We start from the raw sequence: 24,105 nt of genomic DNA on the forward strand, positions 1-24,105 counted from the left end.
CGCAGGCGCGGTCAACGCGCGGCGGCGTAGCAGCGTTCGCGCTCCTTATTCCACAGCACCTCGTCATCGAGGTTCTCGTACTCGGGACGTAGACGACGGGCGAGGGCGTAGAAGCCTTCGTGTGGCCGGCCGGTGTCCTTGCCGACCACGAGTGCGCTCCAAATCGGCTCATCTCGTTCAGCGGCACGCTCTGAGACCTGGGCAAGAGGTTGGCTCAAGAAGTTCGCTTGGAGTCCGACGCGCCTTCCGAGAGGACCGTAGCCGATTAGGCCCTCCGCGACGGCAACGCCGTAGAGGATGTCGGCGATCCGATCGACGCGGTCCATCTGAAAGATCTCAGGCATGGGGAGAGGGTAGTGATCGCGATCCGGTGCGGGCAATGTAGGTGCAGCAGACCTGTTCTACCTCCTGTGCTGCTGTATCTGTTCGGCGGTCAGGGTGACCATGGCGACGGTACGACCGTCCGCGTCGGCGAACTCGACCTCGTACGCCGTTGGAGGGCCACCGAAGACGTGAACGACGGCTCCGACCGCCCCGGCGGCCAGTCGCTCGCTCGGAAGGGCCTCCCTGAGCTTGACCACGTCGTACAACTCCACGTGTCAACCTTCCTTCGGTGGGAACGAGATGGTCACCATGCGAGGATCGGACGCCCCGCTCTCCAGGATCCAAGCCGTGCGGACCGTAATCGTTCCGGCCGGCCCAGTGAGTGGGAGGTCCACGGACCACCTCTGGCCGAACTCGTCGACCCTACCGGGCATGGGGGTGCCGGTGAGCACGCCCTCGCGGATCTGCCGCATGATCAGGTCGGCATCTTCCAGGCCGAGGCCGGTGGCGGAGTTGATTACTCGATACTTGTTCTTGCCGACTGGGTGATCCGGATTCATCGCATACGCGGTGATCTTTCGTGCATCGATTTCCGCATTGCTGAAGTCCGGCCGATTGGGATCACCTGGAATCCTCGCTGGCGCGGGCTCCTCGGGCCTCTGCGGTCTGGGCGACTGCCGCTGAAGTCGGCCCAGGGTTTGCTTGAGCTTGTCGATCAGCTCGGCGAGCCGGCGGGCGGCTGGAATGACCCGCCGGAGGCTGTTGATCAATCCGCGCAGGAGCTTGGCGATCCGAGCGGCCCAGGAGGCCACCAGCGTCGTGACCTGCTCGGCGACCAGGGGTGTGGCGAGCCCGGCCGTGGCGACGAGTTCGGCGGCGTACACGATGAGGCGTGACACGCAGGTGGCGATGGCGTCGCGGACGAGGAGCCGGACGGCGGCGACGAGGCCAGCCGTCGCCTCGGTGATGATGGCCATCGCGTCGGCGCCCGCGGCCAGTCCGGTGATTGCCTGCTGCTGTTCGCCCGCCCATGCGCAGTAGGCGGGCCCGGCGGCGCCGCCTCACCCGGTGACGTCGGCGCGGACGTCGCGGGCCAGGTCGATGGCGGTCTCGCGGAGCGACGCGGCGGTGTTGCGCCAGGTCTGGGCGTGGGCGGTGATCTGGGCCGGGTCACCGGCGAGCCAGTCGAGGGCTTCGCTGAGCGGCTTGACGTGTTCGATAAGCCAGGCGACGCCGTACTGCAGGAGGGCGCCGACCGGGTCGGAGACGAACGCGAGGGCGTCGAGGCTCGCGCTCACCACGCCGAGGGTGCCGTCGATCCAGCTGCCGTCGCGCACGCCCTGGTGGATGAGCTCGATGTCCTCCAGGATCCACACGCCCGCCCATGCGCTGGGGGAGGTGTCCGCCGCGGCGGCCACCAGCGGGTTGGTCACCGCTGACGCCGCACCTGGCCGAGCAGCCGTTCGGCGTGGGCGTCGGTGGCCAGGTAGCGGTCCGCGCCGAGGCGCAGCCGCTGGGCGCTGTCCCGGACCGAATCGGCTGCCGCGCCGATGCCGCCCACGAGGGTACGTTGCAGGCCGTCCAGCAGCATCGGCATGAGTACGCAGAGCTGTCCGTAGGCGTCGGCGTCGAGCCGGACGTGCTGGCCGGCGGCTCGGGCGGTGTCGAGGCGGTCGGCGGTGCGGTCGAGGCGGCCGGCGTGGGCGGTCAGGTCCTCGGGCCGGACGTGGATGCCGTCACCGGGCGGCACCGGCGCCACCGGCCTCGGGCCGCACACGTCGCTGGTAGGACTCGACGATGGCTGCCCCTGCCGGGTCGTCGCCCAGGGTTTCCCGGGTCACCTCGGTGACCTGCCGAAGCAGGTCGGCGTACGCCGACCTGGCGGCCGTGACGATCAGCTCGGCGATGTGCGCGGCGGGGCGCTGGCGGATCCGCTCGTCGAGGCGCAGCTCGACCAGCTTCCCGGTCGAGTCCAGGGTGGTCTCAACCGTCCGGTCTGGGCTGCGCGCAGTGCCGGTCAGCGCTTTGATTTGCGACGTCAGCGACCGCGCACGCTGCGCCCGGTCAGCGAAGGACGTCTCCCAGCGATCGAGTCTTTGCGCCACCGCGTCGAGCGCAGCCTCGTCCGCCCACATGCCGACCCTCCCCAGGGACACTACGCACTTACGGCCATCATGGTCACGGTGACGGTATCAGTCAGCGACGCTCCGTGCTGGTCGGCCCGGGTGGGCCGCCAGCAGTGCTCCAGGATGACGAAGGAGCCGGCGACAGCACCGGAATGCGGGCCGGCGTCGAACGGGAACACTCGGTCCGAAACGTTGGGCAGATCGGCGGCTTCGGCCGACAAAGGTCAACAGACTCTGCCGCTGCAGAGGTACCTCGACTGCTCGCTCTCGATCCTCCTCCCGTGCCGAGGGCCGATCGAGTCTGGCAAGGCCGCAGGCCCACTCGCGAGTCTGCAAGAGACCGGGAATCAGTGCCTCCTCCTGCTGGCGTGAGTGAGAAGCGGCGGATTCCAAACTCACGTACGGCTCGATCAAGTTCGACACGGCCTCCGCGTGCCACCAGCCCTTCGACTTGGCGCCTCTGGCGGGGCCCTTCATGGCCTCGGTGAGCTCAGTCGGGACGCCGTACAGCTCGCACATCGCCGTGACGTCGAGCATCCGGACCGTCCCGAGACCGGAGTCGATGCGCCCGAGCTTCTGCCGGCCCTATTCGAGAGGAGAGTGCCGTCTTCGACCTCGGTCCAATCGGCGTGAGGCGGCGTCAGGTTGAAGCGAACGTCTTGATCTTTGCCTGCAACATGTCAGGCGACAATGTCCAGAGCCGGTTTGTTGCAACTCGTGGCGCACCCTGGGGCATGGCGGAGAACGCGACTTCAATCCGCATTGATGTGTCCTGCGGCCGCGGACGCATCCAGGAGGACCTCGGCCGACTGTCGCCCGACGAGTACGAGGCACGGCAGGGGTCGAGTAGTGGTGTTGAATATAGGCACTCGTACTGCCGGAGGTGCCCCCGTGTCCGAACTCTCCCTGCTGATCGAGCCGTCCATCGGGCTCCCCGCCGATCGGGTCGACGCGCTGGCCGCTGGGCTCGCGGATGACCTGCGATCAGTGCGGGGCTTGCAGGTCGCGCACGCTCAGTCGCCCGCCGTCGGACACGGCAAATCGCAGCAGGCGTGGGAGCTAGGCATGCTCATCGTCGGCGGTGTGTTCTCGGCGGCCACGATGCGGGCCATAGCCCAGATCGCGATCGCCTACGCGGACCGGGTCAAGGCCCGCTCCATCACCGTGCGCAGCGGCGGCAACGAGCTGGTGATCACTGGGGCGACGCGGGTGGACCAGCGGCTCGTCGACGAGTTGGGTCGTCTCCTGGCGCCGGGTTCTGTTGAGCCGGCGGTTGGCATCGCGCCACCCGCCGCCCAGGATTCGGCGGCGGACGTCGCGCCGCCCGCCGCGCAGAATTCGCTCAGGGGGATTTCCGGTAGCTGAGCATGGGACTGCGACGGGCTCTACTGGTCGCCAACGACCGGTACATCGACGATTCGTTGGCGGATCTCTACGCCCCCCGCGAGGAGGCCCGGGACCTGCTCAGCTTGCTGGCCGACCCGGACGTCGGCGCATTCGACCAGTTCAGGTTGTTGGAGAACGAGTCGAAGAGCGCCATCGAGCGGGAGATCGAGTCGATGCTGCGGGCCGCCGGCCCGGAGGACATGGTGCTGCTCTACTTCTCCGGCCACGGCGTGCGCAGCAGCAAGCGGGGGCGGCTGCACCTGGCGGTCGCCAACACCGAGGTGGATCACCTCTCCTCTACAGCGATCTCCGCGTCGTTCATCCGTGAGTTGCTCGACGAGTCCGATGCCGCCAGCTCGGTACTTTTGCTCGACTGCTGTTACAGCGGGGCGTTCGAGGGCCTGGGCTTGAAGGCGGCGGATGACGACCTCGCCCTCGACGGCGAGCTGCGGACCGGGTACGGCCGCTACGTCATCACGGCGACCAATTCGGTGGAACGGGCCGACGACGGCCGGCCGGCCACCGGTACCGAGCCTGGCTCTCGGTCGGCGTTCACCGGGACGGTCATCCAGGGCCTCAGCACCGGTGCGGCGGACATCACCGGTCAGGGCCGGATCACCCCGGACGACCTGTGGCGGTACGTGCACCTGGAGTTGCCGAAACGGTCGGCGCAGACGCCGTGTCAGTTCGGCAGCGCGAGCGACGAGATACACATCGCCTTGTCCCGCGAGGGACAGCACCGTCAGCGCCTGCGACGGGACCAACGCGATCCGCGCCTCGGCGACCTGCTGGGCAAGTTGGAGTCGGCGGGCGACGTGCCGCTCTGCGCTACCGACTGGCGCCGGCGTGGGCTGCTGAAGGTGCCGGTCGGCCAGGCGCACCGCATCGACCAGCCCGCCGGCGAGCCGGTCTGGCTGGACCTGGCATCCGCCGAGGGTCATCTGCTCGTCGTCGGCCGCGCCGGCACCGGCAAGACGACCCTGCTGCGCACCATCATCGCCGGACTGGCGCTCACCCACTCCGACAACGAGGTGGCGATCCACTGTCTGGAATCGGGCGGGAACTGGTTGGGGCCGATGCAGCGCCTGCCACACGTTCGCACGGTCCTCGGCGACGACCAGCTGAGCGAGGTCAGCGATCTGCTCGATCGCATGGAACGTGACGTCCTCGACCGCAAGCAACTGTTTCGCCGGCACTCTCTGGAGTCGCCGGCCAGTCTGCGCGCCCGACGGGGTGAGCTGGACGCCGTGCCCTGCCCCGACGTCTTCCTGATCGTGGACCGCTGGCAGGACTTCGCGACCCTGCTGGAGAACTTCGCCCCCCGGGTGGTCGATCTCGCGAACAAGGGCCTCGGTTACGGGTTCCACGTGGTGATTCTCGACCGGAACTGGCGGAGCATCCCCGAGGAATTGCGAGAGCTGCCGCAGACCCGGATCGAGACCCGGTTGTCCCAACCACACGAGTCGCTGGTCAATCCGGACCAGGCGGCTCGCCTTCCGCTGAACCTGCCCGGCTGGGCCATCCACGGTCGGCGTACCTTCCGCATCGCCCTGCCCGAACCGGCTCTCGGGGAGGTCGACCGCAATGCTGAGGCGGAACCCTCCACCCCGGAGGAAGCCGACAGATTGGTGTCGTTGATCGCCGAGGCGTGGGGGACGCTACAGGCGAATACGGGGCCGGAAAGCCTCCGGACGGCCGGCGAGGCACTACAGGGTGAGGTCCTGACCCTGCTCAACCTGCCGGACCCCACGGCGCTGCTGACCTTCACCGGCCATCCGACGCCCACCGGCGAGGAGTACCTGCGGATACCCATCGGAGTCGACGAGACCGGCGAACCGGTGCGCCTCGACTTCAAGGAATCGGCCCAGGGCGGGATGGGTCCGCACGGGCTGCTGTTGGGGGCGACCGGGTCCGGCAAGAGCGAACTGCTCCGCACGATCGTGGCGATGTTGGCGGCCCGCCACTCGTCCGCTGATCTCAACTTCATCATGCTCGACTTTAAAGGCGGCAGCACCTTCGCCACTCTGGATGCTTTACCCCACACCAGCGCGGTGATCACCAATATCGAGGGTGAACTCTCGCTGGTCGACCGCATCGAGGTCTCGCTGTTCAGCGAGCTGACCCGCCGCCAGGAGCTGCTACGCGCGGCTGGGAACTACCCGAGCCGCTCGGCGTACGCGGCGGCGCGTCTGGCCGGGGCCGCGCTGGATCCCCTGCCGAGTCTGCTGGTGATCTGCGACGGGTTCACCGAACTGCTCGCCGCCCGGACGGAGGTCATCGACCTGCTGGTGGCGATCGGCCGGCTGGGCCGATCCCTCGGCGTGCACCTCCTCCTCTCCGCTCAGCGGTTGGAGGAGGGCACGCTGCGCGGGTTGGAAAGCCACCTGTCGTACCGGATCTGTCTGCGTACCTTCTCCGCCGCCGAGAGTCGGATGGTGCTGGGCGTGCCGGACGCGGCCGAGTTGCCGAACGCCCCGGGACACGGCCTGCTGAAGGACGGCGCATCGACGCGCCGCTTCCGGGCGACCTACGTCTCCGGCGCGCCGGTCCTGACCGGGACGGAGGACGCGGGGGTGCCACCCGAGTTGGCCGGCCTCAGCGTCCTCGACCTGGTGTTGGACCGGCTGCGCGGTGGCCGGCCGGCGGCGCGCCAGGTCTGGTTGCCGCCGCTGGCCGTTGCGCCCAGCCTCGACCAGCTCCTGCCGCCGTTGGCCCGGCACCCGCGGCGGGGACTGAACGTGCCCGCCGCGGCTGCGCTGACCGCGCCGGTCGGTGTGGTCGACATACCGCACGAGCAGCGACAGGCTCCCCTGCGACTCGACCTGTCGGGAGCCGACGGCAACGTCGCCGTTGTCGGCGCGCCGCGGTCGGGCAAGAGCACTCTGCTGCACGCCCTCGTCGCCGCGCTGGCGCTGACCCACACGCCTCGGGAGGTGCAGTTCCTCTGTCTCGACCTCAGCGGCGGTGCGATGGGCGGTCTGGGGCAGCTACCGCACGTGTCCGGTGTCGCCGGTCGGCGGGAAACCGAGGCGGTGCGCCGTACCGTCGCCGAGGCGCTCGCGGTCCTCGCGGCGCGAGAGGCGCGGTTCAGCGAGCACGGCATCGACTCGATGGCGACCTACCGCCGGCGACGGGCGGTCGGGGAGTTCGCCGACGACCCGTTCGGTGACGTGTTCCTGGTGGTCGACGGTTGGAACACCCTGCGCCAGGACTACGAGGAGCTGGAGCAGAGCATCAGGGACCTGGCGGCCCGGGGGTTGGGCTTCGGCGTACACGTGATTGTGACGGCCGTGCGGTGGGCGGAGATCCGCATCAACATGCGCGACCTGCTCGGCACCAAGCTGGAGCTGCGGCTTGGCGACCCCGCGGAGTCGGAGATCGACCGGCGGGCCGCGCAGAGCGTCCCGGTCGGCTCGCCCGGTCACGGTCTCACCCGCGACAAGCTGCACTTCCTGACCGCCCTGGCCCGCATCGACGGTGGGGACACCGCCGAGGACCTCAATGGGGCGACGGGCGAACTCGCCCACCAGGTGGCCGCCGCGTGGCCTGGATCGCCGGCCCCGCCGGTGCGGCTGCTGCCGCGCCAGTTGTCGGTGGCCGAGCTCAACGAGCGCAGTGACCCGGCCGTCAGCGGGCTGCCCATCGGCGTCGACGAGGCGGCTCTCGCTCCCGTCTACCTCGAGCTGAACGGTGACCCGCATCTGGTCATCTTCGGCGACGCCGAATGCGGCAAGACGAACCTGCTGCGGCTGATCGCCCGGGGCATCGTCGAGCGCTACACCCCGCTGCAGGCCCGACTGGTCATCGCCGACTACCGCAGGGGTCTGCTGGGGGCTGTGGAGGGCGACCACCTGCTCGACTACGTCCCCTCCAACCAGGCGCTCAGCCAGGGGCTCAGCGCGGCCTCCGAGGCCCTACAGCGCCGACTGCCGGGCCCGGACGTGACGCCGGCCCAGCTGCGTGACCGGAGCTGGTGGCACGGGCCGGACCTCTACATCCTGGTGGACGACTACGACCTGGTCGCCTCCGGCGGGAACAACCCGCTCGCCGTGCTGCACGAGCTGCTGCCGGTGGCTCGGGACATCGGGCTGCACCTGATCATCGCACGCCGGATGGGTGGGGTGAGCCGGGCACTCTACGAGCCCGTGCTGAAACGCCTGCGGGAGCTGGACTCACCCGGCCTGCTGATGTCAGGTGACCGGGATGAGGGCCAGCTCTTCGGCGGGCTGCGGCCGCAGCGGATGCCGGCCGGCCGCGGGACGCTGGTATGCCGGCGTGATGGTGCCCGGCTGATACAGACCGCATGGTCGGAGCCCTGACGCCGCCGCAATTCCACTCGGGTGAGGTTCCCCGGGATGTGGACACGGGGCATGCCGCGATCTGGTGGAGGGTAACCGGTGAGAGGGTTTGTTCGGTGTTTAGCGCCCAGCCCAGCCGGCGGGCACATTCCAGCAGACCGACGCCTTGGTCGAACAGGGCGTGCACGGCGGCGTGCCGTCGGCGGGTACGTTCATCCAGCGGCCGGTCCCAGTGTGATCGGCTCTGGTGTCAGCAGCCACCGTGCGCGACCACGATCTTCTCGACCGCCTTGGCCAGGTTGTGCCACAGATGCCACCGGTCGCTGACCTTCACCGCCTGAGGGGGCCAGCGCGGATCGCCTCGGCGTAGGCTGCGGATCCATCGCGGCAGACCACCGCGACTTCGGGGTGCTCGCGCAGCCAGGCGGCCAGGGTGGCGGCCTGGCGGTCGGGCAGCACGTCAATGCGGCGATGGGTGACCGCGTCGAGCAACAAGGTCGCATACCGGCGGCCGCGGGCGCAGCAGGTCGAACAAGGCCCGTAACGGCGACGGGCCGAGTCGTCGCCGGGCCTGCCGCAATGCGCCGGCACTGGGATCGGCGACCGGCAGATCCGATGCTCATGGACGTGCTCGACCACTATGAGCCGGACACCAGGTGGCACGGGCTCCGGCCACCTTAACGCGGCAGCCTCTCCTGAGGCTGATGAGAGGATATCCGGGGGTGTCAGGACCAGCGCACGCCGCGGCGTGCGCTGGTCCTGAACTGCTGCTCAGAGTCGGAATTTTGGCGTGCCCGGCTCCGGGAGGGTGCGCGTGTACGCCTGGATGTAGCTGTCGAGGAACGGCGAGCGTTCCCCCGCGGTCGGCACGTCGTTCGTGGTGCTTTTCGTCGACAGCCGCAGGATTGCGCCGGTCACCCTGATCGTGGCGCCCGACGGCGTGTCCCGCCAGCTTCCGGTCGTGATCGAGCCGATCTCGACCGCGAGCCGATGCCCAGTCTGCAGCGTCCAGTCGGTCGACTTGAGGTCGAACCCGACCCGGCCCTTCTTGACCAGCGACACGTTCTCGTCGAACATCACCGCCGTGCCGTCGGGCGCGACGTCCCACACCTTGACCATGACGTTGCCCGCCGCACCAGCCGTGAGTTCGATGCGTGGCGTGGCGGTCAGCCGCGTCTCCTGCCGCACGACGTCGGACCACACGAGGTAGCTCGACGCCGGCGCCGCGGAGGCCGCGTCGGACGACGCCGACGGCGAGGCCGCCTTGCGCGTCGCCCCGAGTCCCTCGAGTCTCGGGGCGCTCTCCATGTCCCACTGCCCGTAGCTCTTCGGGAAGGCGAGCGTGGACGGCGACGACGCGTACGGCACGCCCGCGGCGCCGCCGTCGTCGACGTAGGTGCCGTTGCCGAGCGCCACGGTGATGCGGCGGTCGGGGGTCGGCCAGGTCGGCTCGGCCCGCCACTCGCCGAGGTTGTCCTCGATCGAGTAAGTGGGGTACGTCGTCGTCGGCTCCTCGCCCTTGAGGTACTGGTCGTAGAAGCTCATCACCTCGTCGAACCAGCCCTCGCGGCCCATCGCCAGGCGTCCGTCGGATACGCGGTCGTTGCCGCGCACGTGGTCCCACTGGCCCAGCCAGCCGCGCTCGGGGCCGACGTGGTTCTTGAGGAACTCCTCCATCCCCTCGGGCTTGGTGTTGTTCTCAATGAAGCCCGCCGTGACGAACAGCGGAGTCGTCGTGCCCTTGGCCTTGGCTGCCATGTCGCGCGCCTGCCAGAAGGGGGCGTTCGGGTCCGGCTCGTAGTTGTCCGCGATGTTCTCGCTGAGGCACTCGGGGTGCAACTCCTCGTACCGGGCGTTGGCCTGGTAGCGCGAGGTGTCGTCGGCCAGCGGGTCCATCGTGGCGATGTTGTTGTAGGAGTTCGGCGTGCCGGTGGCGTTCGGGCGCGGCACCCCGTTGGAGAACAGGTAGTTGTACCCGCTCCAGATCGACTCTTGCGCCACGACCGCCTTGAGCTGCGGCATCTTGAGGTTGTTGCCCATCAGACCGGTGGCGCCGTCGTACGACTTGCCGTAGATGCCGACGTTGCCGTTCGACCACGGCTGCGAGGCCGACCACTCGATGGCCGCGCGGACGTCGTTCTGCTCGCCCGGGCCTTTGTTGTCGAGGCATCCGGTGGACCCGCCGAACCCGCGCAGGTCGACCATGACGTACGTGTAGCCCTCGTCGAAGAGGTCCGTGCCCTCGAGGAAATCGTTGAAGCGTGCCGACGGCCCGGTGTGGGTGAAGCCCTCAGGCCCGGTCTGCCCCGCGTGGCCGAAGTAGGGCCCGATGGCGAGGATGACGGGCGTCTTCGCGCCCGCCGGCAGTCCCTCGGGCCGCAGCACGTCGGCGTGCAGCTCGACTCCGTCCGTCGACGGGAAGTAGTGCTCCGTCCAGACCGAGCCCTCCGGGACCCGGTCGTTCTCCTCGTGGGTGATCCACTCCGGCGGGGCCTCCGCCGCCGTCGCGGGGGCGGCCGCCGCTGCGATCCCTCCCGTGAAGACGCTCGCGGTCAGCAGCACGCCGAGCGCCGCCGCCGTCGTCCGTCTTTGCATCGATGTCTCCTCGTCGTCCGTGATGGTCGCGTCCCGCCGATCAGCCGTTGCGGACCGGAATCTCCTCGTAGCGGTCAGGGTTGATGTCGTTGAAGGTGTTGTCGACGAGGGAGTCGATGATTCCCATCATCGCCAGTTCGTGGACCTTCGCGATGAATCCGTGCCGCCACTGCGGGTTGGCGTGGCGCTGACGGCCGGCCTCCATCAGCACGCTTGCGCTGCCGCGCAGCTGGTAGGAGGCGTTGGCCGAGCCGGCCAGGTCGAGGTTCTGCGGGTAACGGGTCGCGCCGGAAAACGTCGAGCCTCCGCGCTGGACGCCCTCCCAGGCGGCGACGTTCGCGCGGCGTGACGCGTCCCAGCCGAAGTTCGGATACACGGTCCCAGCGCCGTGTGAGCTGGGATCACGGAGGAACTGCGCCGAGATCGACATCGGCGTGTGCAGGTCGGGGGTATGCGCGTCGCCGTCATCGAACGTGTTGCAGGGCGCCTGATTGTGCAGGTCCACGAACACGTCTACGAGGCCGAACTCCTGCTCCAGCTCTGTGTACAGGTCGCGCGAAGCCCGCGCCTCGGGGGTGAGGTACATGCCGCGCACCGAGCCGCTGCCGGGAAGATGCCCCGCCTGCGGCGCATAGTCGAAGTCTGGGTTGAAGTCGCGGTTCAGGTCGAAGCCGGGTACCCGCGGATCGGACCAGAACCGGGGTCCGGGAAGCGAATGGTAGAACGCCGACGGCGCGCCTGCCAGCTGCGGGAACATCACGACGGTATCGTCCCAGGTCTGGTGGTTCTCCCGCTGGTACGGGACAGCCCCGTCCGGGTTCAGCTGAGGGACGGCGACAATGGTCACGGCCTCACGGATCTGCTGCGATCGACGCGAGCTGTCGCTCAAGCTCTTGAGCACGTTGACGAGTGCGATCGTTCCCGTTGGCTCGTTCGCATGGATTCCGGCCTGCAGGAAGACGACCTTGTCGCCGGAGCCTACTCGGACCGAGTAGATCGGTCGTCCCTGGTTCGACGTCCCAATAACGTCGGTGGTCACACCCTGGCCGGTTTGCTCAAGCTCTTGGACCACGCGCTCGATTTCCGCAGGCTGGTAATACCCCTCGACCGTTTCGCTTCCCTGGCCTTCCGGGAACTCATTGCACTGCGACGGTTCCGCTCTGACCGGCGACGGTGACTCGACCACCGCGACCGACGTGAACACCAGTGCGGCCAAGACGCCGGCTCCGAACACTCGACGTATGCCAGGTAATGTAGCCACCAATTTCGGTCCTCTTCTCCGTGGTCTATGACCGGCTGGGCTCCCTGCGGCTGCGACCGCCACCAGCTTCCTCGCCGGTGTTGTGATCTTCGTTTATCAATGTATTTGGCCGGGTGTCGGAGGGGCACCGAACACGTGCAGGGATTTCGAGCGCCCGTTTAGGACATCCGTCGAGACGTGTGTCGGCGGCCCGGTACGACCGTGACCTGCTCGAAAGGGTCCTCAGCCGGACCGGGCGGCGTCGCGGCGAGACCGTGGCGACGTTGGCGCTGCTGGACGCCTACCCGGCCGAGCGGCTGCTGGACGCCACCGAGCAGGAAACCGAGCGGGACACTCTGATCGCCCTCGTCGAAGGCCTCGGGCACGACCCGTCCACGGTGTCCCCGTCCGGGGGTTTCGAGCGCGCCGAGGTGCTCGACTACCTGGCCCGGGACGCTGAGAGCCGGCCGTACCAGGAGCGGCGCACGCTGGACGCGGTGGTGGACGTGGTGGTCAACAGCAGTGTGATCATCCGCAGCCGCCAGCCGGGCACCTTCCGCGGCGACGCCGCCGAAGGTGGCGGCGAGGTGTGCGCGCCGTCCGCGCTGCGGGCGACGGACCGCGGGGCGCCCGGGTACTCCGACCGGGAACCGTAGGTGCGGACCTTGGCCAGTGTGGTGGTGTCCCACACGTCCAGGCCAGAGCCGGGGAAGACGGTGATCGCGTGAGCGCCGTCCGGCGTGATGGTGAGGTCGTTCAGGTCCCACAAACCGTTGGCGGAGCCGTTGATGATGCCGCGTAGCGTGGCCGGTGTCGTGCTCACGTCGTGCACCCGCAGGTTGCTGGGGCTGAGGCCGGACGCGCCGGTGGCGACCGTGGTGCCGGCTCCCGCGACCAGCGGCGCGCCGTACATCCGGTCGGCGACCTGGACCGGCGCGGATGCCGCGGCGGACAGGTCGAGGCTGAGGACGCCGCCGACGCAGCTGCCCTTCACGCCGTAGCCCACCCAGAGCCGGTCGCCGTCCAGCGACAGGTTGGTAGGGGACGGGTACGCGGACAGGTCGATCCGCCGGGTGACGGCGAGGGTGGCGGCGTCGATCTCGGCGATCTCGTTGGAGCCGGAGAGCGCCGCGTAGACCCGGCTGCCATCGGGCGTGATCGCGAGGCCGGTCGGGCTGGCCAGGCCGGTGATGGTGGCGGTGAGCGTGCCACCAGCGATCGCATCCCTCGACGGATGGTGGGGTGTCCCATGGCAATCCGCGCAATGATCTTGGCGCATCGCCAAGTGTTGTTCGGGACCAGGGACACCCCACAGTGAATCCGGGACGTCAGCAAAGGGACAAATAGGTTAGTGGAGTCCGAGGGCGCGGAGGATTGTCTGGGTGACGGAGTTGCCGGCGGAGTCGGTGGCGGTTACGCGCAGCGAGGCGAACTGCGCCTTTTTCGGTGCGTCCAGCCGGTAGGCGCCCTGGCGGCCGTCGGAGAGACGGGACCAGGTGGTGCCGTCGTCGTAGGAGACCTCCACGCGGGGCGAGCGAGGAGTGCCACCGCCACCGACTGATACCGGGGTCAGGCCGACCGATACGGGAGCGCGTTGTTCGACGGTCACGCCGAATGTCGCGTCGCGGCGCACGGACCCGGAGGCGTTCGGGTCGACGTCGTAGCGGATCTGCAGCAACGGGAGCAGGTCCCGTTGGCCGGTGACCTTCGGGGCGGCGGAGGTGAACCTCCACTCTGTCATGGTCGAGGACGAGTAGGGGCTGACGGACGTGTCGCGCTGGTTCACGACGACCAGGCGGTACGGCAGCGGTCCGGCGCTGGGGGCCGTGGGATAGATGATGAGTCCGTTGTCGGACGTGCCCAGCTGGGTGTCACCCTGGTAGAGGGTCACGGTCTGACTCGCGTGCTGCCGGTCCGAGATCGCGCCGACGTGGTCGGCGTTGCCGTACCCCGGCACGTCGATCCGCATCTGGTCGTCCGTACGCGTCGGCCCGAGGTAGTTGTTGTTGAGGTAGGGCCGCTGGATGGGCGTGAACCAGTCGTCGCTCGACACGGTGCCGGCTTCGTACGTCCGGCTGACGCCCCACTGGCTTAGGAGGCCGTCGTAGACCTCGTGGCCCCACCGGTTCGCGCCGTCGGTAGTGACCCAGTCCGTGCGGCGGCCGCTGGCGGCCATGGCAACGTAGTTCCCAATCCCCCACTCCGAGTACGCCGGGAAATCGTACCGCCATTCCTGACCGGCTCCACTGGGGACGGCGCCTGCGAACGTCTCGTCGATGCGCGCGAGGTTCCTGCCCGACGCGCGCACGACCATGTCCTTCGGCACCTCGTTGTGCCAGGTGTGCATGAGGTCGTAGAGGTAGGCCGGAGTCGGGTGTGACTCCGTGCGCAGCATCGCGCCGGGCCGCTGGGCCTGGGCGATCAGCCTCGCGCCCTCGTCGGGGCTGAGGAGCCCGACGTCGAGCGCGTCCGTCCCGAAGTACAGGCGCTGCCGCCCGGGACGGTCGTTGGCCACCAGCAACAGCTCGGCGCCGGCGTCCGCCGCCGCCTCGGCGAGCGCGGCCGGGGTCGCCGACGTGGCGCGCCGGATGACCACAGCCTTGCCCCGCGCGCCGAGGCCCGCGTAGTCCGCCGGCGCCCCGGCACCCGCGAAGACGAGCGGCAGGGTGCGGGTTCCTTCGGGCAGCGGAGTGACGCCCGCCTGCCGGAGGACATCGGTGTATTCGGTCCCCCGCACGGACACCGTCAGCGCCGGCTGCTCCTTGCGCCACCTCGCACCGAGGACGAAGTCGCCGTGCGTCACCTTGCCCTGTGGCTGGATCCACAGGCTGTCGAAGCCCGCGCCAGCGAGACCGAAGTCGTGCCAGCGGCCGTCCTCGTGGAGCATCCGCGAGTACTCGAGCCGCAGGTAGCTGGGGACTCCCGGCTGCGGGGTGGTCTCATCGACCAGCCGGAGGTGGCGGGCGTCCAGCGTGATCGTGCGGTCCCCGTCAAACGTGAAGTCGGGATCGCCGAGCAGCGCCAGCCCCTGTGAATTCGAACCGTGGACGCCGGGCACGGTCAGATAACCGAGCGCCGAGTACTGGTCTTCCGGAGTGTAGAAGCTGACGGTGCCATCGACCGGGACCGGAATCGGGGTCGGATCGCCCGCCCGGAGCACGATGACGAAGGCGGACGCGGGTACGCCCGCGGCGTCCTTGACGCTGATGGTCATCCGGTGCGCCAGCGCGCCGAGCGAGACCGCCGTGTGCGCGGCGAGCCCGCCGTCCGGTCCGGTGGCCAGGATCTGGGCGCTGAAACCGTTGGAACCGCCGGATGCGGCGTGCGGATCGATGGTCACGGTGACCGAGGCGCTGCCGTGCGCGGGCACGGTGACCCGGTCGGTCGAGAGCCGGAACATCCCCTCGGGCACGACGGGCGCCGCGATCGACAGGGCGAGTGTCACCGGCGTGGCGCCGAGGTTGGTGTAAGTCACCGGGCGGCTGACGGGGTCGGCCGCGTTCTGCCCGGCGGACGCGGTGGCCGAAGCGAAGATCCCGGCGCGGGCGGCGGCTGCGACGTCCACGCGGCCGCTGCCGGCCTGGAACGCGGTGTAGTCGGGGGTCTGCTTGGCGGTGCTGGTCAGCAGGTCCTTCAACTGGGCGCCGGTGAGCTCGGGGTGCTTCGAGGCGAGTAGCGCGGCGGCACCGACCACGTGCGGCGTGGACATCGACGTGCCGCTCATCGTCTGGTAGGGGCCATCCCCTTCGGAGGTGTACTGCGACCGCGCCGCCAGGATGTCGACGCCGGGGGCGGTGATCTCCGGCTTGAGCGCGCCGTCGCCGACTCGGGGACCCTGGCTCGAGAACTCGGCGAGGCGGTCACCGCTGTCCACCGCGCCCACGGTGAGGGCCGCGTCGGCGGCACCGGGCGAGCTGACGGTGCCGGGGCCGGAGGTGTTGCCCGCCGCGATCACGAACAGCGCGCCGGTCTGCGCACTGAGCCGGTTCACGGCCTGCGACAACGGATCCGTGCCGTCGGAGGGCTCCTGCGAACCCAGGCTCATGTTGATGATCTTGGCCTGCTCCTCCACCGCCGCCCACTCCATGCCGGCGAGGACCTGGGAGTCGGTGCCGGAGCCGGAGTTTGCCAGCACCTTCCCGATGTGCAGGCGAGCGCCGGGGGCGACACCCTTCTCCGTGCCGCCGGACGCGGCGCCCGTACCGGCGATGGTGGAGGCGACGTGGGTGCCGTGGCCGTGGACGTCCTCGACGCCCTCGCCGGGGATGAAGCTGCGGGTGTCGACGATGCGTCCGGCCAGATCGGGGTGGCCTTCGTCCACACCCGTGTCGAGGACCGCGACGTCGACGCCCTGCCCGGTGTCACCGCCGGCCCAGACCTCCGGCGCGCCGATCTGCCCGACCGATTCGGCCAGGTCCGGGTGGACCTTGCCGTCGAGCCAGATCTGCTTGATGCCGTTCGCGAACGTCGGGGCTGCGGATCGGGCCACTTCCGCCGCGGGCGTTCCTGCCGTCACCGCGGCCCAGAAGTCTCGCGCGTGCGCGTGGCTGGCGGTGATGGCGGCGCCGTCGACGCTCGGGAGCGTTCGGACCAGCGCCGATCCCCGCGGGGCGGTGTTCGCGCGGAACCCCGGCGACTGGGCGGTGTAGGAGACGATCAGGGGCAGGTCGCCGCGGCGAGCGTCGTCGTAGCCGTCGGCGATCAGTTCCGTGACGTTGAAGAGCCGCCGGTCGAGCACCCCCTTGGCAAGGTAGGACACCGCCGAGTACGGGTAGACGTACACGTCTCCCGCCGAGGCCAGGATCCTCGCGTCGGCGGGTTCGCCGTCCGGTCCCTCGACCGAGATCGTCCCCCCGCTGTCACCGGCGTCACCGGTCGCGTTCACCGTGACGACATCGCCGGTGATCAGGGTGATGGTGTGGGTCTGCGGGGCCGCGCGTTTCGATGTTTCGCCGGGAGCGGCCGACGCCTCGCCGGGAACGATGATCGAGCTGAGCGACAACGCGAGGCAGGCGGCCGTCGCGATGGCGCGACGCATGCGTGAGGTTTTCAATAGCGGGGTTCCTTTCCGCGTCGGCGCAGGTCGAAGAGCGCCACTGCGGCCGAACAGTGCCAGCCGGCATCACCCGCCACAAGATTCCCTCGTGGCTGCTCACTGCCACCTGGCACAATCTCGACAATGGAGCTCGCGGTCCTGGGGTTGTCCGCTGACGAGGAGCGGGTCTACGAAGCGCTGGTCGCCCTGCCGGGGTCGACGGTCGCGGCGCTCGCCGACCACCTGTTAACCCCGGCGGGCCCCTTGCAGCGGACCCTCGCCGCGCTCTGCGCGAAGCACCTGGTGGCCCCCAGCGGCAGGCCGGCGCGGTACCTGGCCGCTCCCCCGGACATCGCGATCAACCAGCTCGTGCAGCAGCGGGAACGCGAGCTGAGCGCAGCGCGCGCCAAAGTCCACTCGCTGTCGGAGATCCACCGCAGCGCGCACCGGATGAGCCCTGAGCTTGCGATCGAGCAGTTGACCGACCGGGAGACGATCGCCGCGGCCGTCGCCCACCTGGAATCCGAGGCGCACCATCAGGTCCGGGTGTTCGACACGCCGCCCTACTACGAGGCGCCCGGGGGTGAAGGTGCCGCCAGGAACACCCAGGCGCAGATCGCCCGCCACCAGAACGACGGCGTGACGCACCGCGTGATCTACAGTCTGGACGCGGTCACCTGGCCCCAGAAGCTGGAAACCGACATCCTGCCCGCCGTACGCGGCGGCGAAGAAGCCCGAACCCGGCCGACCCTGCCCATCAAGCTGATCATCCGCGACGACCAGGACGCCCTCATCCCGTTCGACCTCAGCCGCAGCGGCCTACAGGTCGCCTACCTCGTGCGGCGCTCCCCGCTGCTCACCGCCCTGGAAGCCCTGTTCGAGGGGGAATGGGCCCAGGCCGCTCCGCTCGACGGGGGTGTCCCAGGGCCGGACGAGGAAACCCGGTCCCTTTGCAAGATGATGATGGCGGGGTTGACCGACTCAGCCATCGCGCGCGTGAACGGCTGGAGCACTCGGACCACCTACCGCCGGCTTCAGCGCCTGATGACCGAGCTCGGAGCGTCGAGCCGGTTCCAGGCCGGCAGTCTGGCGGAACGCCGCGGCTGGCTCTGAGTCGTATATCGCTCGCCCGCAGGCGGACGGGGCGAGTCGGGGTGTTGTGGCTACGGTAGGCCCGTGACAGAACGACTCGCCGGCGCTGAGTTCATCGCCCGAGCCCGTGAGAAGCACGGCGACAGGTACGACTACTCGGACAGGATCCCGCACAGCACCTTGCGGTCATCGGGAGGCATGCGGCCCGGGAACGATGTAGAGGTGGTCGGGCCGGTAGCGGCGCAGGGTCTTGAGGAAGCCGGCTGGTCCTGCGGGCGCGCCAGGTCCGGTCGGGGCGGGGTTGCAGGTTCAGTGGACCAAGTCATCGAGCCGCCGGAGCTTGTCGCTCACCTGAACATGCTCGCCAACCGGTACCGACGAGCCGCTGGCGGCACATGAGGCGATACTCCGTAGACCTCTCGGGGTTCAACGCCGTCCGGGTCGAGTCACGTCGTCGGCCTGCGGTGGCACCGCGATAAACGCCCTGCACCACCTACTGGCCGCGCCGACGTTGCGCGGCTGGACGCCTCGCCGCCCGTAGCGGTGGAGCCCACCGGATCGCCGCACAGAGGCGCGCCCCGCAGGCCGGTGAACGCCTGCGGGGCGGGTCTCTGCGCGGAACCGTCACTCACTGTTCGCGGCAGAACTCCTCAATGGGGTAGCCGACGTGCCGATCGGCGGTGGGAAGGTGGCCCAGGATCCGGTCCCCGGGCTGCAGCTCGGTCGAGTTGAGCACCACCGCGTCGGGCCCGAGCACCCGCACGTGCCAGTCGTCCTGAAGGATCAGGTTGACCGTCTGCCCGTTCGGCGCGACCGCGTCGATAGAGATCAATGGCCGGGTCTCGATCTTGACTCGGCCGACCGTGACCAGCCGGGTCTGGCCCTTGGTGGTCACCGCGAGCACTTTGCTGCCCGCCTCCAGCTCGCTCAGGTAGTGCGTCCGCCCGTCCGCCGCGACGGTGTACGAGTGGATGGCGCCGGCGTTCACCCGGAACGGCCGGGTCGGCATGTACGGCAGGGGATGCGTCTCGCTGACGCAGAGCACCATTCCCTTGGAGTGGGAACCCACCAGGATCCCCTCGTCCTGCCCGAGGTACGTGCACGTGTCCACACAGGCGCGTTCGCCCATGCCCACGTGCCGCGTCCGGGTGACCTCCAGCTCCACCAGTGGGATCTCGCCGTGCTGGCCGATCGCCGCGCGGCGCAGCGCGGTGGCGTCCCCCACCGACCGGGCGGCCATCAGCACCCCGTCGGAGCCGACCTCCAGCACCCCGAAGAGAATCTCGGCCTCGGGCACGTCGTGGGCCACCGTGACGATCGTTCCCTCGGACTCGGCCGCTGCGGCGAGCACGATCTCCAGCGGGATCTTGGTGGGGTCGCGGAAGTCCAATACCGCGATCTCCTCTTCGCGGGCCGCCGTACATGCCTCGGCGAGGGTCGGCGCGTCGACGATCTCGACGTACCGACCGAAGCGCACGCCGGGGTGCGCCGCCTGTTGCGTGGCCCGCTGCGCGCTCGGGCCGGGCAGCACCACCGTGTCGGCCTCCCCGAGGTGGTCCGGCAACTCACCGCCGCGCAGCAGCAGAACCTTGCCCAGTGTCGGTGGCAGGCCCGCGAAGGCCGCCGGGTCGGACGCCACCACGGCGTCCAGACCCTGGTGTACGGCCTCCTCGAGAATGGCTGCGGTCGCCTTGCCGGCTGCCCGGATGTCAAGCCAGCACAGTCTGTTGCCCGTCATGGTGTCCTCCCTCTAGGTCGTCGATCTGTTCCATCGGGTAGCGATGCACCAGCCGCGCCACCCTGCGCGCCAGCTGCTCCGGATCATGGGCCTGGAAGAGGTTGCGACCCATCGCCACTCCGGCGGCCCCGCCGGCCAGCGCGTCGGCGACGAAGCGGAGCAGCTCGGTCTCGCTGCCCCGTCGCGGCCCGCCGGCCACCAGGACCGGGATCGGGCAGATGCTGGTGAGGTCGAGCATCCCCGCCACCGAGCCGGGATAGACCGTCTTGACCAGGTCCGCGCCGAGGTCGGCGGCGATGGTGACCGCGTGTGCGAGCAGGGTCGGATCGCGGGGATCGTCGATCCGTGGCCCGCGCGGGTACATCATCGCCATCAGCGGCAGGTTCCACCGGTCGCACGAGTCGGCGATCCGGGCCAGGTCCTGGATCTGCTGGTGCTCCTGCTGCGAGCCGAGGTTGACGTGCACGCTGACCCCGTCCGCACCGAGGCGGATCGCCTCCTCCACCGCCGTGACGACGTACTTGGCGTCGGGGTCGGGAGCCTGGCTGGTGCTCGCGTTGAGGTGCACGATGAGCGACATGTCGGCGAACCTGTCCGGGCCGATGTGTCGCATGCTGCCCTTGTGCACCACGACTGCGTCGACTCCGCCGCCGGCGAGCTGGCCGACGAGCCGGTCGATGGGCTGGCTCGGCGTCACCACCGGGCCGTCGGCGATGCTGTGGTCGACCGGCGCGACGACCAGACCGGCGGTGCTGTGATGGTGCAGTCGGCGTAGTCGCAACGACCGTGCCGAATGGCTGTGTAGTGGCATTTCCATCCTTCCTGTCCCGAAGGTGTGCGGCCCGGTCCGGTGGGCCGGGAGTCTCTTTCGAGCAGGTCAGGATCAGACGACTCTGAATTGGGCCATCATGCCCATCCCGCTGTGGTCGACCATGTGGCAGTGGTAGGGGTAGACACCGCGCCAGGTGTTGAAGGTCGCCTGTAGGCGCACCGACTGGCCGGGAAAGATGGTCACGGTATCCTTCAGGCCGGATTCGGTGGGGTCGGCCGGGTTGGGCCCGCGATCGAGCACCCGGAACTGCACCAGGTGCATGTGGAAGTTGTGGGGAATGGTGCTGTTCGCATTCGTGACCGTCCATTCCTCGGTGGTGCCCCACGCGATGGTGGTGTCGATCCGGGCCGGGTCGAAGACCTTTCCGTCGATGTACGCCCGGTGGCCCGTCCCCGGTTCGTCCATTCGCAATTCGACCTGCCGCCGCACCGTCGGGGTGGGCAGCGCCGGCAGCGTGCGCAGCCGGGCCGGCACCGCGCTGCGATCCCGCGCCGCTGCCGGTACGACGTCGAAGCGCATCACCTGGCCGACCTGGTCCGTCGGGCCCGGGCCCGGGCCCATGAGGTTCTCCAGCACGACGGAGCTGCCCGGTGTGTAGCGGGCGAAGTCGACCACCACCTCCAGCCGCTCCCCCGGGGACAGCAGCAGGTACGACGTGTCGACCGGCGCTTCCAGCAGCCCGCCGTCCGAGCCGATCACGTTGAAGGTCCCGCTGTCGGCGAGCCGCAGCAGGAAGATGCGTATGTTGCTGGAGTTGACCAGGCGCAGCCGGTACCGCCGCGCCTGCACCTGGAAGCGGGGCGTCGGCCGGCCGTTGACCAGGATGGTGTTCCGGTTCTCGACGTCGTCCATGGTCCAGACCAGTTGCGCGTCGGCGTCGAAATGGGCGTCGCGTAGCACCAGCGGGACGTCGAAGGAGCCGCGCGGCAGCGGCAGGGCCTCCTCGGTGGCGTCGGTGAGCAGGTAAAGGCTGCTCAGTCCGCGATAGAGGTGCTCGGCCTCCATGTGGTGGGTGTGGTCGTGCATCCACAGCGTGGCGTGCGGCTGGTGGTTGGGGTAGGCGTAGACGCGCTCCTCGCCGGGGGCGATCGTCACACCGCCGGAACCGTCGTCGCCCGGCGTGGTCGCCCCGCCGTGCAGGTGCACCGCGGTCGGCATGTCGAGCCGGTTGCGCTGCTGGACCACCACGCGGCGACCGGAGCGGGCCCGGATGGTGGGGCCGGGCAGGTCACCGTTGTAGGTGTAGACCTCGGTGCGGGTGCCGGGCAGGATCTCCAACCGGCGGCGGTGCATGGTGACCGAGTAGTAGTCGGTGGTGGCCGTCCGACGGACCGGCCGCAGTGTCTGAGGCACCGTGAGCGCAACGGTGTACGGCGCCGGGACGGCGGCCGGCGGCGCGACGGTGGCCGCCGCGGCGGGCGTGTCGGCCAGCCGGTCGGCGAGGCTGGCGAGGCCACCGGTCGCGCCGAGGATGCCCGACGCCGCACCGAGGCGCAGCAACTGACGACGAGTGGACACGGTGGTCCCTTCCAATAACCCGGTGGTGCGAATTCCGGTGCGTCCGGCGGCCCGGTCCGGGCCATTGCGCCACGCCTTGATGATGAGGCGCAAAAGGCCTTACGTAAGGTGTCGGCGGGTCGGTCGGGGACACTTGTCATCGTCCCGCTGACGTTCCGTCATGTGCGTTTTTCACGGCCGCACACAAAGTGGGATGACACTTGTCAGCGGATCGTTTCCAGCACTTTCCCGCAATGCTTCTAGGCCCGGATGATCCGAGGCGGAACGGCCGCCGGCAGTCGGCGGAACCGCTCATCCGAACCGGCACCAGTGGACGGTTTCCGATGCCTATGGGAGGTCATGGAGATGCTGGCTGACGCCGTGCCACCGCACACCGTGGAACTGGACACCACCGGCGTGACCGGTCTGCGCCTGTACACGCGTGGGCCGGTGAGCCTGCCATGGCTCGCCGACCACGTCGTACCGGTCGCGCGGGCCCTTGCCGAGGGTAGTGGACGCATCGTCTATCTCAGGCGGGGCTGGTTGCACGGCCCACACGTGGACATCATCGCCCGGCGCGCCTTCGGCCCGCCGCCGCCATGGCACTCCATCGCGGCCCAGCTCGACGCCGGGCCGCTGGACCCCGCCACCGCACTCACCGATGAGGTGTACCTGGCTCAGGCGGAGGAGTTCGGCCGGCTGGAGGGGTTGCCACAACCGTACGGCGCCTTGCGGACGCACGGCCTGGTGGAGTTCCTCTGGGCCGCCGGCATGGAGGAGCCGGCGCCGGCGTTCAACCAGCTCAAGGATGTGGTGCGCAGCATGCTCGGCCGGCCGCTGATGCGCCTGGTCGACGAGCTGTCCGCCCACCCGGAACGGGCGACCGTACGCCTCGCCGAGGCGTTCGTCGCGCTCGCCGACACGCACGCCCTCGGCACCGCGTACGGGGCCCTGTCGTTGCGCTGGCACGCGGAGGCATTCCTGGCCTGGGCGAAGCCGGCCGGCAAGGTCCGGACCACCTTCGCCAACCGTCTCGCCAAGGAGGGCGACCAGATCCGGCAGGTGGTCGCCGACCGGCTCGCCGACGCGGCGTCACCGGCCGCGTCGGGCTGGCGGGCCTCGCTCGGCTACTGCGCCGGCGCACTCGACAACGCGGCTGCGAACGGGGTGCTGACCCCGGACCTGGTCGACTCGGTGGGCCCGGACGGGGGGCCGCGGCGGCGCCTCGCCGGTGAACCGGACAGCGACTTCCACCGGGCGGTGGGGGAGTCGGGCGTGACCGAGTCCCCGTCGCCGTTCTTCGCCTCGTACAGCTTGCTGACGAACCTGTTCTACCAGCAGCTGCCGCTGTTGACCGTGTCCCCGCTACAGCGCTACTACATGTGCCACGCGATCGCGGAGACCGTCGACGACGTGCTGGGAGAGCCCTGGCAGGAACGACTGCGCAGCCAGCGCTGGAACCTCACCGCCTTCGCCCACTGACGCCCGGCGTCCGCAGCGTCCTATCCACTGCGCCCGATCCACGGCCTCGGCCGAGGGTCGGGCGCAGTCGCCTGTGCCGCACTCCGCACGGCCGTGCCGGACTTTCCGCACGGCCGTGCCGGACGACGCACCGCCGTGCCGGACGACGCACCGCCGTGCCGGACGACGCAGCGCCAGGACGGTCTCGCCGCCGTGCCGGCCCTGCCCGCCGCCGTGCCGGCCCTGCGCGCCGCGTAGCCATGCCGGTCGGGCCGGTCACCGTCGCCCATCGGTTAGCGCGACCCGCACGCAGACCCGGAAGGGCCTCACCCTGCCACCGTCCAGGAGCTCCGGATGCCAGGCGGCTGTACGGCCCCGAGGCAGACCGGGGAGGGTCACCGTCGGGTGCGGTCCACCGTGAGCGATCCAGCTGCGTGAGCACGTCCCTGCCCCGCTGACCGGGCGCCTGCGTCCACGCCGT

Annotated in this window: 19 protein-coding genes; 4 read left to right on the forward strand and 15 right to left on the reverse strand. The window is 69.7% G+C overall.

The genetic code is table 11. The annotated features are described in order from the left end of the window. Positions 1 to 11 precede the first annotated feature (11 nt). The 7 genes from ABZS42_RS04915 to ABZS42_RS04945 all read right to left on the reverse strand — a co-directional run bounded on the left by ABZS42_RS04915 (position 12) and on the right by ABZS42_RS04945 (position 2,987). On the reverse strand, positions 12 to 344 hold the full coding sequence (locus ABZS42_RS04915) for a hypothetical protein (protein ID WP_355142619.1): 333 nt from the start codon (positions 342 to 344) through the stop codon (positions 12 to 14). A 57-nt stretch (positions 345 to 401) separates the two neighbouring features. After that, complete coding sequence (locus tag ABZS42_RS04920; protein WP_355142620.1) at positions 402 to 596, reverse strand: DUF4926 domain-containing protein; 195 nt, start codon at positions 594 to 596, stop codon at positions 402 to 404. A 3-nt stretch (positions 597 to 599) separates the two neighbouring features. Beyond that, complete coding sequence (locus ABZS42_RS04925) at positions 600 to 1,301, reverse strand: DUF6883 domain-containing protein (protein ID WP_355142621.1); 702 nt, start codon at positions 1,299 to 1,301, stop codon at positions 600 to 602. An 84-nt stretch (positions 1,302 to 1,385) separates the two neighbouring features. Further along, on the reverse strand, positions 1,386 to 1,757 hold the full coding sequence (locus ABZS42_RS04930) for a hypothetical protein (protein ID WP_355142622.1): 372 nt from the start codon (positions 1,755 to 1,757) through the stop codon (positions 1,386 to 1,388). Beyond that, positions 1,754 to 2,074 (reverse strand): type VII secretion target, encoded by a 321-nt coding sequence (locus ABZS42_RS04935; RefSeq protein WP_355142623.1) that lies wholly within the window; start codon positions 2,072 to 2,074, stop codon positions 1,754 to 1,756. Before ABZS42_RS04935 ends, ABZS42_RS04930 begins: the two co-directional genes overlap by 4 nt. Further along, on the reverse strand, positions 2,061 to 2,459 hold the full coding sequence (locus ABZS42_RS04940; protein ID WP_355142624.1) for a YbaB/EbfC family nucleoid-associated protein: 399 nt from the start codon (positions 2,457 to 2,459) through the stop codon (positions 2,061 to 2,063). Before ABZS42_RS04940 ends, ABZS42_RS04935 begins: the two co-directional genes overlap by 14 nt. Before the next feature lie 57 nt (positions 2,460 to 2,516). After that, complete coding sequence (locus ABZS42_RS04945; protein WP_355142625.1) at positions 2,517 to 2,987, reverse strand: Scr1 family TA system antitoxin-like transcriptional regulator; 471 nt, start codon at positions 2,985 to 2,987, stop codon at positions 2,517 to 2,519. Positions 2,988 to 3,341: 354 nt separating this feature from the next. Between ABZS42_RS04945 and ABZS42_RS04950 the strand changes: the two genes are divergently transcribed. Next, entirely contained in the window at positions 3,342 to 3,815 is a 474-nt protein-coding gene (locus tag ABZS42_RS04950; RefSeq protein ID WP_355142626.1) for a hypothetical protein, read from the forward strand. 2 nt (positions 3,816 to 3,817) lie between these two features. Further along, entirely contained in the window at positions 3,818 to 8,155 is a 4,338-nt protein-coding gene (gene eccCb / locus ABZS42_RS04955) for a type VII secretion protein EccCb (protein WP_355142627.1), read from the forward strand. A gap of 309 nt (positions 8,156 to 8,464) precedes the next feature. Here eccCb and ABZS42_RS04960 read toward each other — a convergent pair whose 3' ends face one another. The 5 genes from ABZS42_RS04960 to ABZS42_RS04980 form a co-directional block, all read right to left on the reverse strand. Continuing rightward, positions 8,465 to 8,626: a transposase gene (locus tag ABZS42_RS04960; RefSeq protein WP_355142628.1), complete on the reverse strand. Its 162-nt coding sequence runs from the start codon at positions 8,624 to 8,626 to the stop codon at positions 8,465 to 8,467. 279 nt (positions 8,627 to 8,905) lie between these two features. Further along, on the reverse strand, positions 8,906 to 10,729 hold the full coding sequence (locus tag ABZS42_RS04965; RefSeq protein WP_355142629.1) for a CocE/NonD family hydrolase: 1,824 nt from the start codon (positions 10,727 to 10,729) through the stop codon (positions 8,906 to 8,908). Positions 10,730 to 10,769: 40 nt separating this feature from the next. Beyond that, on the reverse strand, positions 10,770 to 11,945 hold the full coding sequence (locus ABZS42_RS04970; protein WP_355142630.1) for a M14 family zinc carboxypeptidase: 1,176 nt from the start codon (positions 11,943 to 11,945) through the stop codon (positions 10,770 to 10,772). 463 nt (positions 11,946 to 12,408) lie between these two features. After that, entirely contained in the window at positions 12,409 to 13,248 is an 840-nt protein-coding gene (locus ABZS42_RS04975) for a hypothetical protein (protein ID WP_355142631.1), read from the reverse strand. Positions 13,249 to 13,317: 69 nt separating this feature from the next. Continuing rightward, positions 13,318 to 17,007 carry a S8 family serine peptidase gene (locus ABZS42_RS04980; protein WP_355142632.1) on the reverse strand — a complete coding sequence of 1,230 codons (3,690 nt, stop codon included), beginning with the start codon at positions 17,005 to 17,007 and terminating at the stop codon, positions 13,318 to 13,320. A 141-nt stretch (positions 17,008 to 17,148) separates the two neighbouring features. Between ABZS42_RS04980 and ABZS42_RS04985 the strand changes: the two genes are divergently transcribed. Next, positions 17,149 to 18,117 (forward strand): helix-turn-helix domain-containing protein, encoded by a 969-nt coding sequence (locus tag ABZS42_RS04985; RefSeq protein WP_355142633.1) that lies wholly within the window; start codon positions 17,149 to 17,151, stop codon positions 18,115 to 18,117. Between the two features lie 607 nt (positions 18,118 to 18,724). Here ABZS42_RS04985 and ABZS42_RS04990 read toward each other — a convergent pair. The 3 genes from ABZS42_RS04990 to ABZS42_RS05000 all read right to left on the reverse strand — a co-directional run bounded on the left by ABZS42_RS04990 (position 18,725) and on the right by ABZS42_RS05000 (position 22,184). Beyond that, complete coding sequence (locus ABZS42_RS04990; protein ID WP_355142634.1) at positions 18,725 to 19,834, reverse strand: 3-dehydroquinate synthase II; 1,110 nt, start codon at positions 19,832 to 19,834, stop codon at positions 18,725 to 18,727. Beyond that, complete coding sequence (locus ABZS42_RS04995) at positions 19,806 to 20,645, reverse strand: 2-amino-3,7-dideoxy-D-threo-hept-6-ulosonate synthase (protein WP_355142635.1); 840 nt, start codon at positions 20,643 to 20,645, stop codon at positions 19,806 to 19,808. Before ABZS42_RS04995 ends, ABZS42_RS04990 begins: the two co-directional genes overlap by 29 nt. Positions 20,646 to 20,717: 72 nt before the next feature. Then, positions 20,718 to 22,184 carry a multicopper oxidase domain-containing protein gene (locus tag ABZS42_RS05000; RefSeq protein ID WP_355142636.1) on the reverse strand — a complete coding sequence of 489 codons (1,467 nt, stop codon included), beginning with the start codon at positions 22,182 to 22,184 and terminating at the stop codon, positions 20,718 to 20,720. A 345-nt stretch (positions 22,185 to 22,529) separates the two neighbouring features. On the opposite strand from ABZS42_RS05000, the gene ABZS42_RS05005 reads away from it, so the two are divergent. Continuing rightward, positions 22,530 to 23,645: a hypothetical protein gene (locus tag ABZS42_RS05005; RefSeq protein WP_355142637.1), complete on the forward strand. Its 1,116-nt coding sequence runs from the start codon at positions 22,530 to 22,532 to the stop codon at positions 23,643 to 23,645. Positions 23,646 to 24,105: the final 460 nt, after the last annotated feature.

It is taken from the genome of Micromonospora sp. NPDC005367, from assembly GCF_040606825.1.
Classification (GTDB): domain Bacteria; phylum Actinomycetota; class Actinomycetes; order Mycobacteriales; family Micromonosporaceae; genus Micromonospora.